The sequence below is a fragment of the Streptomyces sp. NPDC058671 genome, assembly GCF_042716475.1.
GTDB lineage: Bacteria > Actinomycetota > Actinomycetes > Streptomycetales > Streptomycetaceae > Streptomyces.
The window spans coordinates 206,268-223,423 of the sequence record NZ_JBHXSA010000007.1 but is presented as its reverse complement, the minus strand read 5'-3'; the positions used below and the strand labels follow the sequence as shown (position 1 = coordinate 223,423).

Genomic DNA, 17,156 nt, shown 5'->3' with positions numbered 1-17,156 from the left:
AAAAAAAAATTTTTTTCGGGGCCCGTTTTTTTTTTTTATAATCCACCGATACTGGGGCCGGGGTCCCGGCCCGCCCCCGCGGGGGGGCCGGGGGGGGCCCGCCCCGCGTCCAGCGGGAGAGAAGGTCAGGCCTTCTTGGTCTCCCAGAAGATGCGGTCGATCTCGGCGATGAGTTCCAGCGCCTTCTCGCCCGTCTTCGGGTCCGTCGACGCCTTCGCGGCCGAGAGGGCCTTCAGGGTGTCGTTGACCAGCTGGTTGAGCTCGGGGTACTTCTCGAAGTGCGGGGCCTTGAAGTAGTCGCTCCAGAGCACCGAGACGTGGTGCTTGGCGAGCTCCGCGCGCTGCTCCTTGATGACCGTGGCGCGGGCGCGGAAGTGCGCGTCCTCGTTCGCCAGGTACTTCTCCTGGACAGCCTTGACCGACTCGGCCTCGATGCGGGCCTGGGCCGGGTCGTACACGCCGCAGGGGAGGTCGCAGTGGGCGCTGACCGTCACCTTGGGGGCAAACAGGCGGGAGAGCATGGTGCCGTCCTTCCTCGTGATCGTCTTCTCAGGTGGGACATTACTCGGTGAGAAGGGCGTTTTCGCGGGCGCCCCCTGGGGCTTAGGTCAAAAGTCCAGGGTCACCATGGGACTCGTGTACGAGTGGACGAGCGGACGCGCGGGCGGATCGGGAGGTGCCGGATGAGTGGACCGGGGTGGGAGCGGGGGTCGGAGGCCGGGGCTCCGTTCGGGGTCGCCGAGGTCACGGGGGTGTCCATGGTGCCCACGCTGCTCCACGGTGACCAGCTGCTGGTGCAGTACGGGGCGCGGTTGCGGCCCGGGAACGTGGCCGTGCTGCGGCATCCGCTCCAGCAGGATCTGCTCATCGTGAAACGGCTGATCGAGCGACGCGACGGCGGCTGGTGGGTGCTCGGGGACAATCCGGACGCCGAGGGGGACAGCCGGGTCTTCGGCGCCGTACCGCCCGAGCTGGTTCTCGGGCGGGTGCGGGCGCGGTACCGGCCGGTGACGCCGGGGCGTCAGCGGTCCGCCGGGGTGGTCCTCTCCTGGCTGGTCTCCTCTGTGCGGCCCGTCCGGTCCGTCCGGTCGGCCTCCAGGCGCTTGCGGGCCCGGTAGGCGGCCACGTTGGCGCGGGTCGCGCACCGGTCGGAGCAGTAGCGGCGGGAGCGGTTGGTGGAGGTGTCGAGGTAGGCGTTGCGGCAGGGCGGTGCCTGGCAGAGGCCGAGCCGGTCGGCGCCGAACTCGGTGAGGTGGAAGGCGAGGCCCATCGCCGCGATGGCGGCGTATCCCGCGGTCGCGTTCGACGGGTGGTCGGCGAGGTGCATGTGCCACCGCGGCCGGCCGTCCTCGTCGAGGATGTCGTGACCGGAGATCTGGGGGCTGACCGGGAACTCCAGCAGGAGGGAGTTCAGCAGGTCCACGGCGCCCGTGTGGTCGCCCTCGTCGGCCGCGGTGAAGACCGCCCGCAGCCGGGCGCGCACCGCGCGGAAGCGGGTCACGTCGGAGTCGGTCGCCCTGCGGGCCATCTGGGTGGCGGGGCCGAAGAGCTCCCGGATGACCTCGACGGAGGTGAGGGCGTCCTTGTTGCGGGCCGGCTCCTCGGTGTTGACCAGACGCACGGCGTAATCCGAGTAATAGGCCAGTTCCACTTGTAGTCCTTACTCCGGCGGGCTAGTGTCTCGGTCGGCAGGGGTAACGGATGTTTCCCCTATGAGGGTATTACGACGACGGGGAGGAACGGCGATGACCGGAACCGACTGGGCGGCCTGGCAACAGAGCTGGGACCGTCAGCAGGAGTGGTACATGCCGGACCGGGAAGAGCGGTTCCGGGTGATGCTCGACATGGTCGAGGCCTTGGTGGGGCCGAAGCCCCGCGTCCTCGACCTCGCGTGCGGTACGGGAAGTATCACGGACCGGCTCCTCCGGAGGTTCCCGGAGGCGACCAGTACCGGCGTCGACCTCGACCCCGCGCTCCTCGCCATCGCCGAGGGGTACTTCGGCGACGACGAGCGCGTCACCTTCGTGACCGCCGACCTCAAGGACCCCGCGTGGACCACGAGGCTGCCCCACGCCTCGTACGACGCCGTCCTCACCGCCACCGCGCTCCACTGGCTCCACAGCGAGCCCCTGACCGCCCTCTACGGGCAGGTCGCCGGCCTCGTCCGCGACGGCGGCGTCTTCATGAACGCCGACCACATGATCGACGAGGCCACTCCCCGCATCAACGCCGCCGAGCGCGCCCGGCGGCACGCCCGCATGGACCGCGAGAAGGCCGCCGGGGTCCTCGACTGGGCCGACTGGTGGGCCCGCGCCGCGGAGGACCCGGTCCTCGCCGAACCCACCGCCCGCCGCTTCGCGATCTACGGCGAGCACGCCGACGGCGACATGCCTTCGCCGGCCTGGCACGCCGACACCCTCCGCGCCGCCGGATTCGGCGAGGCCAGGGCCGTCTGGGCCTCGCCCTCCGACACCCTGCTCCTGGCCGTGAAGTAGCCGCGTGGAACGGGGAAGGGGCGGTACGGGATTCCCGTACCGCCCCTTCCCGCTGCCGCGCCGGCTACAGCACCTTCGACAGGAACGCCTTCGTCCGGTCGTGCTGCGGGTTGCCCAGGACGTCCCGCGGGTTGCCCGACTCGACCACCACGCCGCCGTCCATGAAGACCAGCGAGTCGCCGACCTCGCGGGCGAAGCCCATCTCGTGCGTGACGACGATCATCGTCATGCCCGACTCGGCGAGGTCCCGCATGACGTCGAGGACGTCACCCACCAGCTCCGGGTCGAGCGCCGACGTCGGCTCGTCGAAGAGCATCAGCTTCGGCTCCATCGCCAGCGCGCGGGCGATGGCGACGCGCTGCTGCTGACCGCCGGAGAGCTGCGTGGGGTAGTTCCCGGCCTTGTCGGCCAGGCCGACCCGGTCCAGCAGCCGCTCGGCCCGTTCGCGGGCCACGGCCCTGGACTCGCCCTTCACCTGGATCGGCGCCTCCATGACATTGCCCAGGGCCGTCATGTGCGGGAACAGGTTGAAGCGCTGGAAGACCATGCCGATGTCACGGCGCTGGCTCGCGACCTCGCTGTCCTTCAGCTCGTAGAGCTTGGCGTTCTTCTCCCGGTAGCCGACCAGCTGGCCGTCCACCGAGAGCCGGCCGCCGTCGACCCGCTCCAGGTGGTTGATGCACCGCAGGAACGTCGACTTGCCGGAGCCGGACGGGCCGACGAGGCAGAAGACCTCGCCGTTCTGCACTTCGAGGTCGATGCCGCGGAGGATGTGGGCGGCGCCGTACGACTTGTGGACGCCCTCCGCCTTGACCATGGGCTGACCGGTCATCGCGATGCCTCCGGGGAACGCTTGAACGTGGTGAGGTTCGTCCTGACCCGCTGCCACGGGGTGGGCGGCAGGCTGCGGAGCGAACCTCGGGCGAAACGGCGCTCCAGGTAGTACTGGCCGACGCTGAACACGCTGGTCAGCGCGAGGTACCAGATGGAGGCGACGAAGAGCATCTCCATCACGGCACCGGCCGTGTTGCCGATGTTCGAGGACGCGCGCAGCAACTCGGTGTACTGCACGGCGGAGACCAGCGACGAGGTCTTCAGCATGTTGATGAACTCGTTGCCCGTCGGCGGCACGATCACGCGCATGGCCTGCGGAAGGACGATGCGCCGCATGGTCTTCGTCTGGGACATGCCGAGCGCGTGCGCCGCCTCGGTCTGGCCCTCGTCGACCGACTGGATGCCGGCACGGACGATCTCCGCCATGTAGGCGCCCTCGTTGAGGCCGAGGCCGAGCAGCGCCACCATGAACGGCGTCATGACGTCCACGGTCTCGTTCTTGTAGATCGGCCCGAGGTCGATGTACTGGAAGATCAGCGACAGGTTGAACCACACCAGCAGCTGGACGTAGACCGGGGTGCCGCGGAAGAACCAGATGTAGAGCCAGGCGACGGCGCCCGTCACGGGGTTCTTCGAGAGGCGCATCACCGCGAAGACGACGCCGAGGACCAGGCCGAGGGCCATGGAGGCGACGCTGATGATGATGGTGTTCCACAGGCCGCTGATGACCGACGTGTCGAACACCTTGTCCCACACCGTGTCCCAGAGGATGTTGCCCTGGGAGAAGGCGAAGACGAGCCAGCCGAGCAGGGCGACGACCACGACGGCGCTGACCCAGCGCCCGTAGTGCCTCACCGGGATGGCCTTGATCGCCTCGTACGGGCTGCCCGAGGCGCCGGGCCCGGCCGGAGCGGCGGCCGGGTCCTTGTTGATCTTGTCAGTCACGACGACTGCCCTTCAGTGGAGCGGGGAGGTCACTTGCCGGCGTTGACGGTGGCCGACTTGACGGCGCTGCCCTCGACGTTCCACTTCTTCAGGGCCTCGGCGTAGGTGCCGTCCTTGATGATGGCGTCGAGCGCCTCCTTGACGGCGTCACGCAGCTGGGTGTTCTCCTTCGAGACGCCGATGCCGAAGAGGCCGACATCGCTCTGGCTGCCGACGACCTCGAAGTCGTTGCCGCCGCCCGAGGTCTTCGCGATGTACGCGGCCACCGGGTAGTCGTTCAGGTCGGCCACGGCGCCGCCGGCCTTGACGCGGGTCTGCGCCTCGGCGTCGGTGTCGAAGGCCTGGATCGTCAGCTTCTTGGCCCCGCACTTCGTGGCCTGGGCCTTGAAGGTGTCCTCGTAGATCGTGCCGCGCTGGACGGCCACGGTCTTGCCGCAGAGGTCGTCGAGGGAGTTGATGCCCTGCGGGTTGCCCTTCTTGACCAGGAGGGAGACGCCGGAGCTGAAGTAGTCGACGAAGTCGATGCCCTTGCCGATCTTCTTCCCGTTGTCGTCCAGGCCCTCCTGGCGCTTCTTGTTGTCCGTCATCGAGGACATGATCAGGTCCTGGCGGCCGGTGTAGATCGAGGTGATCAGACCGTCGAAGGTGCCCGAGGTGAACTTGAACTCGACGCCGAGCTGCTTGCCCAGGGCCTGGGCGATGTCGGGGTCGACGCCGACGATCTTGCCGCCCTCGGTGAACTCCATCGGCGCGTACGAGGCGTCCGTGCCGACCTTGATGACACCGGCCTTCTGGATGTCCGCGGGGAGCTTCGAGAAGAGCGGGGCGGCGTTGGTGGACGCGGAGCCGCCGTCCTTCGTCGGGGTGGCGGAGCCGCCCTCGGTCTGGTCACCGCAGGCGGTCAGCAGCACGGAGCCGGCGACCGCGACGGCGGCGACCGCGGCAAGACGGGAGGTGCGGGTCTTGGCGGTCGTACAGCGCGTGGAGCGTGCGGTCATGATCGGGTTCCTCCGGCGTGTGAGGGAGTTTCCAGTGGCCACGTACGTCTCTTCGAGTGTCGTGACCTCGTGTGATTACGGCATCTTGCCATTCGGACCGCCCCAAACCGACGGCCACGGATGTCAAAATCGGGTAACGGGTGACGGCCGGATGCCGCGAGGCCGGTACATCAGGGCCGGATCATCTGCTGGATCCCTTCCCCGCCACCGAAGAATCTCCTGCATATCTCGCCGTTCGGATGACTCGAAGGCGGCTATTCGGGTGGGGTTCGTATCTATCGGGACATCGGGTGACGTGTCGTTCTCCGTCCACGTCCGGATGCACTCGGTATGAGTCGCATCACCGAGCGGTTATGGACTCGTCTGCGGTGCCGTCCGTCCGGTAAGAAGGATCCTTACACCCCTCATCCGGGGCTCAGGGCGCGTTGTGCGGCGCGCCCGCGCGGCTGCCAGACACGGCGGCCGCGGTGCCTCCCCACCCCTCCTCAACCGGGAGTGGCCACCCTCAAATGAAAAGACTTAAGGGGTTCAACCCAATGGCAGCGGAGATCGTCAATCCTCGCAATGACAGTGGTACGAAAGGAGCTCCGGAGGAGCCCTTCGATCCTGTCTTCGCCCTCCACCGGGGCGGCAAGATGGCCGTGCAGGCCACCGTCCCCCTCCGGGACCGGGACGACCTGTCCCTCGCGTACACGCCCGGCGTCGCCAAGGTGTGCACCGCGATCGCCGAGCAGCCCGAGCTGGTCAACGACTACACCTGGAAGTCCCAGGTCGTCGCGGTCGTGACCGACGGTACGGCAGTGCTCGGTCTCGGCGACATCGGCCCGGAGGCCTCCCTCCCGGTCATGGAGGGGAAGGCCATCCTCTTCAAGCAGTTCGGTGGCGTGGACGCGGTCCCGCTCGCCCTCGCCACCACCGACACCGACGAGATCATCGAGACCGTCGTCCGGCTCGCCCCGTCCTTCGGCGGCGTGAACCTGGAGGACATCTCGGCGCCGCGGTGCTTCGAGATCGAGCGCAGGCTCCAGGAGCGCCTCGACATCCCGGTCTTCCACGACGACCAGCACGGCACCGCCATCGTCACCCTCGCCGCCCTCCGCAACGCGGCGAAGCTGACCGGCCGGACCCTCGGCGAACTGCGCGCGGTCATCTCCGGCGCCGGCGCGGCCGGTGTGGCCATCGCGAAGTTCCTCCTGGAGGCGGGCCTCGGAGACGTGGCCGTCGCCGACCGCAAGGGCATCGTCAGCCGCGACCGCGAGGACCTCACGGACGTCAAGCGCGAGATCGCGGAGCTCACCAACAAGGCCGGGCTCAGCGGCTCCCTGGAGAGCGCCCTCGCCGGCGCGGACGTCTTCATCGGCGTCTCCGGCGGTACGGTCCCCGAGGCCGCCGTCGCCTCCATGGCTCCGAACGCCTTCGTGTTCGCCATGGCCAACCCGAACCCCGAGGTCCACCCCGACGTCGCGCACAAGTACGCGGCCGTCGTGGCGACCGGACGTTCGGACTACCCGAACCAGATCAACAACGTCCTCGCGTTCCCCGGCATCTTCGCCGGCGCGCTCCAGGTGCGGGCCTCCCGGATCACCGAGGGCATGAAGATCGCCGCGGCCAACGCGATCGCGGACGTCGTCACCGACCAGCTCGCCGCCGACTGTGTCATCCCGTCGCCGTTCGACGAGCGCGTCGCCCCGGCCGTCGCGGCCGCGGTCGCCGCCGCCGCCCGCGCCGAGGGCGTCGCCCGCCGCTGACGCGCGCACCGGTCGGCGCCGGCGCGCGCACCGGTCGGACGTGCCTTGTGCGGGCACGTCCGCCGGTCGTCCGCCGGTACGCCCAGGGGCCCGTTCCGTACGTCGGGACGGGGCCCTTTCGCGTACGCGGGGTCCGACGGCGGCGCCGGGCGACATGGGTCACACGGGGGTGTGGTTCCCCTCGCCGTCCGCGGCACCCTAGGGTCGGGCCCATGTTCGCTGCCTACGCTGCCCGAATCGACCGCGACCAGCCGCTGAACGGCCTCGAATTGGGCGAACGCCCCGAACCCGAGGTGCGGCCGGGCTGGACCACCGTCACCGTCAAGGCCGCCTCGCTCAACCACCACGACCTGTGGTCGCTGCGCGGGGTCGGACTGCCCGAGGGAAGGCTGCCGATGATCCTGGGCTGCGACGCCGCGGGCATCGACGAGGACGGCAACGAGGTCGTCCTGCACTCCGTGATCGGCCAGACGGGCCACGGCGTCGGACCGGACGAGCCCCGGTCCATCCTCACCGAGCGCTACCAGGGCACGTTCGCGGAGCGGGTGACCGTGCCCCGCTGGAACGTGCTGCCCAAGCCGAAGGAGCTGTCCTTCGAGGAGGCCGCCTGCCTGCCCACGGCCTGGCTGACCGCGTACCGCATGCTCTTCACCAACGCCGGGGTACGGCCCGGGGACTCGGTGCTCGTCCAGGGCGCGGGCGGCGGTGTCGCCACCGCCGCGATCGCCCTCGGCAAGGCGGCAGGACTGCGGGTCTTCGCCACCAGCCGCGACGAGGCCAAGCGCAAGCGGGCGGTCGAGCTCGGCGCCGTCGAGGCGTACGAACCGGGCGCGAGGCTTCCGCAGCGGGTGGACGCGGTCATCGAGACGGTCGGCGCGGCCACCTGGTCCCACTCGGTCAAGTCGCTGCGGCCCGGCGGCACGCTCGTCATCTCGGGCGCCACGAGCGGTGACCGGCCCGCGCACGCCGAGCTGACCCGGATCTTCTTCCTGGAGCTGAAGGTCGTCGGCTCGACGATGGGCTCCAAGGACGAGCTGGAGGACCTGCTGGCCTTCTGCGCGGCCACCGGCGTCCGGCCGGTGATCGACGACGTCCTGCCGCTGGACCGGGCACGGGAGGGCTTCGAGAAGATGGCCTCCGGCGAGCTCTTCGGGAAGATCGTCCTGACGAACCCCTGACGAACCCCGGAAGGACTGCTGACGAGCCCCCTGACGGACTCCTGGCGCACCCCTGAGGCGGGACTTCCGGCGACTTCCCGACGGACTCGGACCTACCTCTTGATGACGCGTCAGTCATGCTGATGGGATCTCCGGCACGCGAACGTGAACATCTCTCACATCCCCGTGCCGGAGGTCCTCCATGTTGCGAACCACCCTGGCGGCCGGTGCCACCGTCGCCGCACTCCTCGCCCCGACCACCGCCCACGCCGCGCCGGTCGACTCCGGCATCCCCGTCCTCACCGACGAGCACGGCCGCGCCCTCACCCTGCGCGGCTGGAACGTCGAGGACAAGGCGAACCGGGGCGACGCCGCCCTCTCCGCGATCACCGAGCGGCACTTCCGCGACATGCGGGCCGAGGGGTTCAACTTCGCCCGCCTCCTGGTCTTCTGGGACGACCTGGAGCCCCGGCCCGGGCGGTACAGCCAGGGCTACCTGCGCAAGATCGAACAGATCCTGGACTGGGCCGGGAAACACGACGTCAAGGTCCTCATCGACGCCCACCAGGACGTCTTCGGTCCCGCGTTCGGCCATCGGGGCGTGCCCGCCTGGGCCACCAGGACCGACGGCCTGCCGTTCACCCCGCACCCGGACGACTGGTTCTCCGAGTACTTCGAACCCGCCGTCCAGCGGGCCTTCACCCACCTCTACGAGGACGAGGACCTGCGGCGCGCCCAGGCCCGCATGTGGCGGCTGCTCGCCGACCGCTTCGAGGACCACCCGGCCGTCCTCGGCTACGACCTGATCAACGAACCCATGGGCGAGCTGCGGAAGGGCGAGGACCTGGCGACGGCGGCCCGGCGCATCGAGCGGGACCAGCTCACCCCGATGTACAACCGCCTCGCGGACGCGATCCGCTCCGTCGACGGGTCCACCTGGATCTTCGTCGAACCGACCCCGATCGTGGGCGAGGGCGTGCCCACCGGACTCGGCCGGATCGACGACCCGAGGATCGTCTACGCCCCGCACTTCTACAACACCGGCATGGAGGCGGGCGCCGACTACGATCCCGCCGCCGGCTGGATCGAGACGTACGAGCAGGCCGTCACCCGGTACCCCAAGGAGCAGAAGGTGCCCGTGGTCGTGGGGGAGTGGGGGCCGCTCAACAACTCCCTGCCGAACATGAACCGCTTCTACCGCGACGCCATGGCGTCCCTCGGCCGCTACGGCTCCGGCTGGGCCGGCTACGTCTGGTGCTACGGCGGCGGCTACTGCGCCGTGGACTCCGCCGGGACCTTCCGTACGAACAAGGAGCTGACCGCCGAGCCGTACGCCGAGGCGGTCGCCGGCACGGTCCGCTCCACCACGTACGACGCGGGGACCGGGACCTACCGCCTCTCCTACGACGCCTCCGGGCGGCGCGGCCCCCGGGTCACCGAACTCTCCCTGCCGGCCGGCGGCTGGCGGGTGACGGCCGGGAGCGGGGCGCTCGTGCTCCGCACGTCCCCCGGCAGGGCCTGGGTCCTCGCGGCCCCGGGCGCCCGGGTGACGGTCACGGCCACCCGGGGCTGAGGCTGGCGCCCGCCTCGGCTACACGGAGGGACGTGACCCCAGCAGGCCCGTGATTCTGATCGCCGCCGTGGACAGCTGGTCGCGGGCCTCGGCCAACTGGTCCCGGCTCACCCCGTGGTCCCGGGCCGCGTCCCGGATCTCGTCGCGGAAACGGTCCAGGAGCCGGTCCAGGTCACGGGCCGGATCGCCCGAACCCTCGGTGTCCCGGGCCCACTCCGGCACCGCGCCGGCCGGTGCCGTCGTGAACGGCGGCTCCTGGCCGGCGGCCTTCGGGTGGGTCGTGCCCGTCACCAGGTCCCCGAGCTGCGCCGTGATGCCGGAGAGCCCCTCCCACACCCCCTTGGGCCAGTCGCCCCGCGAGAAGCGGTCCTGGACCTCTTCCTGCACCTGCTGGGCGATCCGCTGGAACTCCTTCGCCTGGTGCCGGGCCGACTTCGCCTCGGCGCGGGCCTGGCGGGCCTGCTCCTTCCACTCCTGCCCGACCCGGCGCAGCTCCTCCCTGGCGTCGGCGAACGAGGAGGACTCCGCCGTACGGGCCCGGCCCGCCGCCGCGCGCATCTCGCTGCGCACCCGGCCGGCCGCACCGCGCACGTCCTCGCGGATCTCCGCCGCCAGCTCCGACACCGACTCGCGGATCTCCCGCTCCAGGTCGTCCAGTTCGGCTCCGCGACCGGCCAGCTCCGCGCGGCCCGCGTCGGTGATCGAGTAGACCTTCCGGCCTCCCTCGCTGGCGTGGGTGACGAGGCCCTCGGCCTCCAGCTTGGCGAGGCGGGGATAGACCGTGCCCGCGGAGGGCGCGTAGAGCCCTTGGAAGCGCTCCTCCAGGAGGCGGATCACCTCGTAGCCGTGGCGCGGGGCCTCGTCGAGCAGCTTGAGCAGGTAGAGACGGAGGCGGCCGTGCGCGAAGACGGGCGGCATGTCAGAGCACCTTTCCGGTCGCGGAGGAGGAGGGAGTGGGGTCGGTGTCGCCGTCCGGCTCTGGACGGCGGAGCAGGGCGATGGAGCCGGAGACGGTCGTCGCCCTGAGGGTGCCCCGGCCGGCGCCGAGGGTGCCGGTGAGGGACTTGGCGCCCCACTGGCCCCCGACCCGCAGGTCGTCGAAGGCGCTCGACACGGAGCCGCTCGTGGTGCTCGCCTCGACCCGGGCGTCGGCCGGGTGCGGGAGGCGGATGGCGACCTCGCCGGAGACGCTGGCGAGCCGGATGTCGGCGGGCGGTCCCGCGAGGTCGGAGGGGTCGAGGTCGATGACCATGTCGCCGCTGACCGTCTCGGCCCGCACGGAGGAGCCCGCGCCCTCGATCACCGTCACGTCACCGGTCACGGAGTTGACCCGGAGGGCGCCCGTGACCGACTGGGCCTCCAGACTGCCCGAGACGCTCTCGGCGCGGACCGGGCCCGAGAGCCCGAGGAGGGTCGTGTCGCCGGTGACGCCCCGCACCTCCGTACGTCCCCGGATGCCGGTGACGACGGCCTCGGCGCCGACCACTCCCACCTCGACGTCGACGCCCGCCGGGACGGCGACGGAGACGACGACCCGGCGCCGGTACTCCTTGCGGTCGAGCCACTTGAGGATGTTCTTCCACTGCAGGTCGTCGTAGCCCACGGTCAGGGCGGAGCCGTCCTGCGACACGGTCAGCGGCGGGCCCTCGATCTCGGTGATCTCCACGCGGGCGGAACTCTCGTCCGTCCCCACCACGTTCACCGTGCCGTTGACGATGCGGATCTGCAGGCGGGTCACGGGGTCGGCCGGCGCCAGTTTCGTCGGCTCGGTGACGGACCACTCTGTCATGGTGCTGACCTCCCGCTCGGGCAATGCAACATATCGCGTCTTCCGGTAGACACGATATATCGCGGTCTTGGGGAGTCAACCCTGACTCCTCCCTGACAGGGTGTGCAATCGCCGTCGTAAGCGGACAAATTGACCTAGCGTGGGGCCATGAACGCGACATCCGGACCGAGCTCCGCCGGGGCGCTGCTGCTCTGCCGCGCCGAACCCCCGGCGGTCCGTCCGCCCGCCCGGCTGCTCGGGGAACAGCTGCTCCTCGCCCCGGCGGGTGACGGCTGGAGCGTGCTCGTCCCGGAGGGGAAGCCCTGGCTCCACCACGGGGAACCCGTCGAACAGGTCGTCACCGGCTGGGCCACCGCCCTCGCCGTCTCGGCCGCGACCTGGCCCGTCGTCGCGCTCTGGTGGGACCGGGACGGGGCCGGGCTCACGCTCGCCGCCGGCTTCCGCCGCACCGTCGGCTACACCTGGCTCGCGGACGGCACGCCCGTCGGCGAGGACGAGGCCATGCACACCTTCGCCGCCCGCCTCGGCCTCGACCCGGTCCTCGACGTCCAGGCCCTGGAACCGCTCACCGCCCCCGACCCCGACGCGGACGCGCCCGGCCGGCTCCTCGCCGTCGTCGCCGTCCTCGGCCGGATCGGCCTCGCCATGCCCACCGGACTCCACCCCGGCGAGAGCGCCGACCGGCTCCGCTCCGTCGCCCTGGCCGACGGGGCCGAGCAACTCGAACGGTCCGGCCACGGGGCCGCGTCCCCGGCGCGAACGAGGCGGGGAGGCTGGGGAGGAGACGCCGTAACGGCCGAACTCCACGTGCTGGAGGACGGACCCCTCGGGCGGTGCCTGCGCGGTCCCGAGGCGCGCGTACTCGCCGCGGCGCAGCTCGCGGCGGGAGTGCCCCTGCTTCTCTGGGGTCTCGGCCGCCGCAGCGGCGGCTGGGCGACGGCCGGAGCCCTGCTCGTCGCCCACGGCACCCTCGGCCTCGCCCACGCCCGGCTACGGGAGACGTGAGCCCCGGCGGCCGGCACGGGCGACGGTGACCCCGCGTGCGCGTGAGGCGTACGGCCCTCGTCGTCCTGGGCACGGGCGACGGTGACCCCGCGTGCGCGTAAGGCCCCCGTACGGCACGTCGTCGTCCGGGGGCGGTCGCACCGTGACCCCGGCGCGCGCGTGAGGCGTACGGCCCTCGTCGTCCTGCGGACGGTCGTACGGTCGCCCCGACGCGCGCTTGCGGCGTAAGGCCCTCGCCGCCCTGCAAGCGGTCGAAGGGCGTCCCATCGCGTGCGCGTGCGGGGCGGGGCCGATGTCGTACGCCGGGGCGCCCTCCGGGCCCGCGTGTGCCCCCTGGCGGCACCCTCCGGGCCCGCGTGTGCCCCCCGGCGGCGCCTCCCCGGGCCCGCGTGTGCCCCCTGGCGGCACCCTCCGGGCCCTCGTTGCGCCCCCCGGCGGGCGTATGTCCCCCCGGCGGCCCCTCGACTTCCTACTCGTCGTCTTCCATGTCGTCGTCCAGACGTGCCAGCCAGGTCGCGAGGCGCTCGACCGGCACCTCGAAGTCGGGGTTGAGGTCGACGAAGGTCCGCAGCTGCTCGGCGAGCCACTCGAAGGTGACCTCCTCCTCGCCTCGCCGCTTCTCCAGTTCCTCGATGCCACGGTCGGTGAAGTACATGCGATCAGGATAGGTCGTGCCCTCGGCGCCCCCCACCCGCCCCGGACACGCCGGAGGCCCGGCACCCCACCGTGGGGTGCCGGGCCTCCGTACGTCGTCGTACGAGGTCAGGCGTCGAAGACCTCGTTGACCAGCTGCTGCTGCTCCGCCTGGTGGCGCTTGGCCGAGCCGACCGCCGGGGAGGAGGAGTGCGGACGCGAGATCCGGCGCAGGCGCTCGCCCGCCGGGATGTCCGCGCCGACCGCCAGGTCCAGGTGGTCGATCAGGTTGAGCGCGATGAACGGCCACGCACCCTGGTTCGCCGGCTCCTCCTGGGCCCACAGGTACTTCTCGGCGTTCGGGTACTTGGCGATCTCGGCCTGGACCTCGGCACCCGGCAGCGGGTACAGGCGCTCCAGGCGGATGATCGCCGTGTCCGTGGCGCCGCGCTTCTGGCGCTCGGCCTCCAGGTCGTAGTAGACCTTGCCGGCGCAGAAGACGACCTTGCGGACGTCGGCCGCCTGCACCGTCGCGTCACCGATCACCGCGCGGAAGCCGCCGGTGGTGAACTCCTCCACCTTGGACGCCGCGGCCTTCAGACGCAGCATCGACTTCGGGGTGAAGATGATGAGCGGCTTGTGGTGCGGGTTGTGCACCTGCCAGCGCAGGAGGTGGAAGTAGTTCGACGGCAGCGTCGGCATGGCGACCGTCATGTTGTCCTGGGCGCACATCTGGAGGAAGCGCTCGGGACGCGCGGACGAGTGGTCCGGGCCCTGGCCCTCGTAGCCGTGCGGCAGGAGCAGCGTGACGCCCGAGGTCTGGCCCCACTTCTGCTCGGCCGAGGAGATGAACTCGTCGACGACGGTCTGCGCGCCGTTGACGAAGTCACCGAACTGGGCCTCCCAGACGACCAGGGAGTCCGGGCGGGCCAGCGAGTAGCCGTACTCGAAGCCCATCGCCGCGTACTCGCTGAGCAGCGAGTCGTAGACGTTGTAGTGGGCCTGGTCGTCGGTCAGGTAGAGCAGCGGGGTGTAGTCCTCGCCGGTCTCCTGGTCCACCAGCACCGCGTGGCGCTGGCCGAAGGTGCCGCGGCGGGAGTCCTGGCCGGAGAGCCGGACCGGGGTGCCCTCCATCAGCAGGGAGCCGATGGCGAGGGTCTCGCCGAAGCCCCAGTCGATGGTGCCGTCGTCGATGGAGGCGGCGCGGCGCTGCATCTGCGGCAGCAGACGCGGGTGGACCGTGATCCGCTCCGGGACGGTGACCTGCGACTCGGCGATCCGCTTCACGACCTCGGCGGAGACCGCGGTGGTGACGCCGACGGGGAACTCGGCGCGGGCGTCGGGGACGTGCGCCGGGGCCGGGGCGGCCGTGGCCTCGCGGACCTCCGCGAACACCTTCTCCAGCTGGCCCTGGAAGTCCTGGAGCGCCTGCTCCGCCTCTTCGAGGGTGATGTCGCCGCGACCGATGAGCGACTCGGTGTACAGCTTGCGCACCGAACGCTTCTTGTCGATCAGGTTGTACATCTGCGGGTTGGTGAACTGCGGGTTGTCGCCCTCGTTGTGACCGCGGCGGCGGTAGCAGATGAGGTCGATCACGACGTCCTTGTTGAACGTCTGGCGGAACTCGAAGGCGAGCCGCGCGACGCGGACCACGGCCTCCGGGTCGTCGCCGTTCACGTGGAAGATCGGCGCCTCGATCATGCGGGCCACGTCGGTCGCGTACATCGAGGAGCGCGAGGACTCCGGGGCGGCGGTGAAGCCGACCTGGTTGTTGATGACGATGTGGACCGTGCCGCCGGTGCGGTAACCGCGCAGCTGCGACATGTTCAGCGTCTCGGCGACGACACCCTGGCCGGCGAAGGCCGCGTCACCGTGGAGGGCGACGGGCAGGACGGTGAAGTCCGTGCCGCCCTTGTTGATGACGTCCTGCTTGGCGCGGACGATGCCTTCGAGGACCGGGTCGACCGCCTCCAGGTGCGAGGGGTTCGCGGCCAGGGAGACCTTGATCTCCTCGCCGTCGAGACCGGTGAAGATGCCCTCGGCGCCCAGGTGGTACTTGACGTCGCCGGAACCGTGCATCGACTTCGGGTCGAGGTTGCCCTCGAACTCGCGGAAGATCTGCGCGTACGACTTGCCGACGATGTTCGCCAGGACGTTCAGCCGGCCGCGGTGGGCCATGCCGATGACGACCTCGTCGAGGCGCGACTCGGCGGCCGAGTCGATGACCGCGTCGAGCAGCGGGATGACGGACTCGCCGCCCTCCAGGGAGAAGCGCTTCTGGCCGACGTACTTCGTCTGCAGGAAGGTCTCGAAGGCCTCCGCCGCGTTCAGCCGGCGCAGGATGCGCAGCTGCTCCTCGCGCTCCACGCGGGAGTGCGGGCGCTCGACGCGGTCCTGGATCCACTTGCGCTGCTTCGGGTCCTGGATGTGCATGAACTCGACGCCGGTGGTGCGGCAGTACGAGTCGCGGAGCACGCCGAGGATGTCGCGGAGCTTCATCATCGACTTGCCGGCGAAGCCGCCGACCGCGAACTCCCGCTCCAGGTCCCACAGGGTGAGGCCGTGCTCGGTGATGTCCAGGTCGGGGTGCTTGCGCTGCTTGTACTCCAGCGGGTCGGTGTCGGCCATGACGTGGCCGCGGACCCGGTAGGAGTGGATGAGCTCGAAGACCCGCGCGGCCTTGGTGACGTCGTCGTCGTGCGAGGCGTCGATGTCCTTGAGCCAGCGGACCGGCTCGTAGGGGATGCGCAGGGCCTTGAAGATGTCGTCGTAGAAACCCTGCTCGCCGAGCAGGTAGTTGGCGACGACGCGCAGGAACTCGCCGGAGGCGGCACCCTGGATGACCCGGTGGTCGTACGTCGAGGTCAGGGTCATGACCTTCGAGATGCCCAGCTTGTTCAGGGTGTCCTGGGAGGTGCCCTGGAACTCGGCCGGGTAGTCCATCGAGCCGACGCCCATGATGACCGACTGTCCGGGCATCAGACGCGGCACGGAGTGGACGGTGCCGAGGCCGCCGGGGTTGGTCAGGGAGACCGTGACGCCGGTGAAGTCCTCCATCGTCAGCTTGCCCACGCGGGCGCGCTTGACGATGTCCTCGTACGCCTGCCAGAACTCGAAGAAGTTGAGCGTCTCGGCCTTCTTGATGCCCGCGACGACGAGCTGGCGGTCGCCGTTGGGCTTCACCAGGTCGATCGCGAGACCGAAGTTCACGTGCTCCGGCTTGACCAGGGTCGGCTTGCCGTCCTTCTCCGCGAAGGAGTAGTTCATCGACGGCATGGCCTTGATCGCCTGCACCATCGCGTAGCCGATGAGGTGCGTGAAGGAGATCTTCCCGCCCCGGGCCCGCTTGAGGTGGTTGTTGATCACGATGCGGTTGTCGAAGAGCAGCTTCACCGGGACGGCGCGGACGGACGTGGCCGTCGGCACCTCCAGGGAGGCGTTCATGTTCTTCGCGACCGCGGCGGCGGGGCCGCGCAGCGTGATCAGCTCGGGGCCGGCGGGGGCCTCGGCGGCCTCCTGGGCCTTCGCCGGGGCCGGAGCGGCCTTGGCGGCGGCCGGAGCGGCGGTGGCGGGCTTCGCGGCGGCCGGGGCTGCGGCGGGCTTCGCGGCGGCCGGAGCCGGAGCGGCAGCCTGAGCCGGAGCGGCGGCCGGGGCGGGCACGGGGGCCGGAGCGGCTACCGGAGCGGCAGGCGCGGCCTGTGCGGGGCCCGCCTGCGGCGCGGGGGGCGCGCTCTGAGTGGCCGGAGCGGCCTGCGTGGTGGGTGCCGGGGCGGTCGGGGTCTCCGACGCTCCGGGCTTGTAGTCGGCGAAGAAGTCCCACCAGGCACGATCGACCGAATTCGGGTCCTGGAGGTACTGCTGGTAGATCTCGTCGACGAGCCACTCATTGGCACCGAAGGCGGTCGCAGGGTTCTGGCCCTGCCCGTCTTGGTCGGTCGGGGAGCTCGGGGTACTGGGGGACTGAGACGACACGGCGGCA

Annotated in this window: 15 protein-coding genes; 6 read left to right on the top strand and 9 right to left on the bottom strand. The window is 70.7% G+C overall.

The annotated features are described in order from the left end of the window. Positions 1-125 precede the first annotated feature (125 nt). Entirely contained in the window at positions 126-521 is a 396-nt protein-coding gene (gene sodN, locus ACFWV2_RS11625) for a superoxide dismutase, Ni (RefSeq protein ID WP_360786109.1), read from the bottom strand. Between the two features lie 162 nt (positions 522-683). Between sodN and sodX the strand changes: the two genes are divergently transcribed. Then, positions 684-1,118, top strand: coding sequence for a nickel-type superoxide dismutase maturation protease (sodX, locus tag ACFWV2_RS11620; RefSeq protein WP_384404821.1), 435 nt, complete (start codon positions 684-686; stop codon positions 1,116-1,118). On the opposite strand, the gene ACFWV2_RS11615 is transcribed toward sodX, so the two are convergent. Beyond that, positions 1,022-1,651 carry a CGNR zinc finger domain-containing protein gene (locus ACFWV2_RS11615; RefSeq protein WP_384404820.1) on the bottom strand — a complete coding sequence of 210 codons (630 nt, stop codon included), beginning with the start codon at positions 1,649-1,651 and terminating at the stop codon, positions 1,022-1,024. The genes sodX and ACFWV2_RS11615 overlap by 97 nt on opposite strands. A gap of 94 nt (positions 1,652-1,745) precedes the next feature. On the opposite strand from ACFWV2_RS11615, the gene ACFWV2_RS11610 reads away from it, so the two are divergent. Continuing rightward, positions 1,746-2,495 carry a class I SAM-dependent methyltransferase gene (locus ACFWV2_RS11610; protein ID WP_384404819.1) on the top strand — a complete coding sequence of 250 codons (750 nt, stop codon included), beginning with the start codon at positions 1,746-1,748 and terminating at the stop codon, positions 2,493-2,495. Positions 2,496-2,559: 64 nt separating this feature from the next. Here the strand turns inward: ACFWV2_RS11610 and ACFWV2_RS11605 are convergent, their stop codons facing one another. Genes ACFWV2_RS11605 through ACFWV2_RS11595 form a run of 3 tightly spaced genes read right to left on the bottom strand, consistent with a single transcriptional unit; the run spans position 2,560 to position 5,272 of the window. After that, positions 2,560-3,327, bottom strand: a complete 768-nt coding sequence (locus ACFWV2_RS11605; RefSeq protein WP_384404818.1) for an amino acid ABC transporter ATP-binding protein — start codon at positions 3,325-3,327, stop codon at positions 2,560-2,562. Next, entirely contained in the window at positions 3,324-4,274 is a 951-nt protein-coding gene (locus ACFWV2_RS11600) for an amino acid ABC transporter permease (protein ID WP_384404817.1), read from the bottom strand. The genes ACFWV2_RS11605 and ACFWV2_RS11600 overlap by 4 nt, the downstream gene beginning before the upstream one ends. Positions 4,275-4,303: 29 nt before the next feature. After that, entirely contained in the window at positions 4,304-5,272 is a 969-nt protein-coding gene (locus ACFWV2_RS11595) for an ABC transporter substrate-binding protein (RefSeq protein ID WP_384404816.1), read from the bottom strand. 536 nt (positions 5,273-5,808) lie between these two features. Here ACFWV2_RS11595 and ACFWV2_RS11590 point away from each other — a divergent pair. The 3 genes from ACFWV2_RS11590 to ACFWV2_RS11580 all read left to right on the top strand — a co-directional run bounded on the left by ACFWV2_RS11590 (position 5,809) and on the right by ACFWV2_RS11580 (position 9,750). Then, on the top strand, positions 5,809-7,020 hold the full coding sequence (locus ACFWV2_RS11590) for an NADP-dependent malic enzyme (RefSeq protein WP_384404815.1): 1,212 nt from the start codon (positions 5,809-5,811) through the stop codon (positions 7,018-7,020). 212 nt (positions 7,021-7,232) lie between these two features. Continuing rightward, entirely contained in the window at positions 7,233-8,198 is a 966-nt protein-coding gene (locus tag ACFWV2_RS11585; protein WP_384404814.1) for a zinc-binding dehydrogenase, read from the top strand. Positions 8,199-8,379: 181 nt separating this feature from the next. Continuing rightward, positions 8,380-9,750: a cellulase family glycosylhydrolase gene (locus ACFWV2_RS11580; RefSeq protein WP_384404813.1), complete on the top strand. Its 1,371-nt coding sequence runs from the start codon at positions 8,380-8,382 to the stop codon at positions 9,748-9,750. Between the two features lie 18 nt (positions 9,751-9,768). Here ACFWV2_RS11580 and ACFWV2_RS11575 read toward each other — a convergent pair whose 3' ends face one another. Further along, a complete protein-coding gene (locus ACFWV2_RS11575; RefSeq protein ID WP_384404812.1) occupies positions 9,769-10,668 on the bottom strand; it encodes a helix-turn-helix transcriptional regulator in 900 nt (299 codons plus the stop codon). 1 nt (position 10,669) lies between these two features. Continuing rightward, entirely contained in the window at positions 10,670-11,539 is an 870-nt protein-coding gene (locus ACFWV2_RS11570; protein WP_384404811.1) for a DUF4097 domain-containing protein, read from the bottom strand. A 147-nt stretch (positions 11,540-11,686) separates the two neighbouring features. Between ACFWV2_RS11570 and ACFWV2_RS11565 the strand changes: the two genes are divergently transcribed. Further along, a complete protein-coding gene (locus ACFWV2_RS11565; protein WP_384404810.1) occupies positions 11,687-12,544 on the top strand; it encodes a hypothetical protein in 858 nt (285 codons plus the stop codon). A 469-nt stretch (positions 12,545-13,013) separates the two neighbouring features. Here the strand turns inward: ACFWV2_RS11565 and ACFWV2_RS11560 are convergent, their stop codons facing one another. Then, positions 13,014-13,199, bottom strand: a complete 186-nt coding sequence (locus tag ACFWV2_RS11560) for a DUF6104 family protein (protein WP_360786129.1) — start codon at positions 13,197-13,199, stop codon at positions 13,014-13,016. A 107-nt stretch (positions 13,200-13,306) separates the two neighbouring features. Beyond that, positions 13,307-17,149, bottom strand: coding sequence for a multifunctional oxoglutarate decarboxylase/oxoglutarate dehydrogenase thiamine pyrophosphate-binding subunit/dihydrolipoyllysine-residue succinyltransferase subunit (locus ACFWV2_RS11555; protein ID WP_384404809.1), 3,843 nt, complete (start codon positions 17,147-17,149; stop codon positions 13,307-13,309). Positions 17,150-17,156 lie beyond the last annotated feature (7 nt).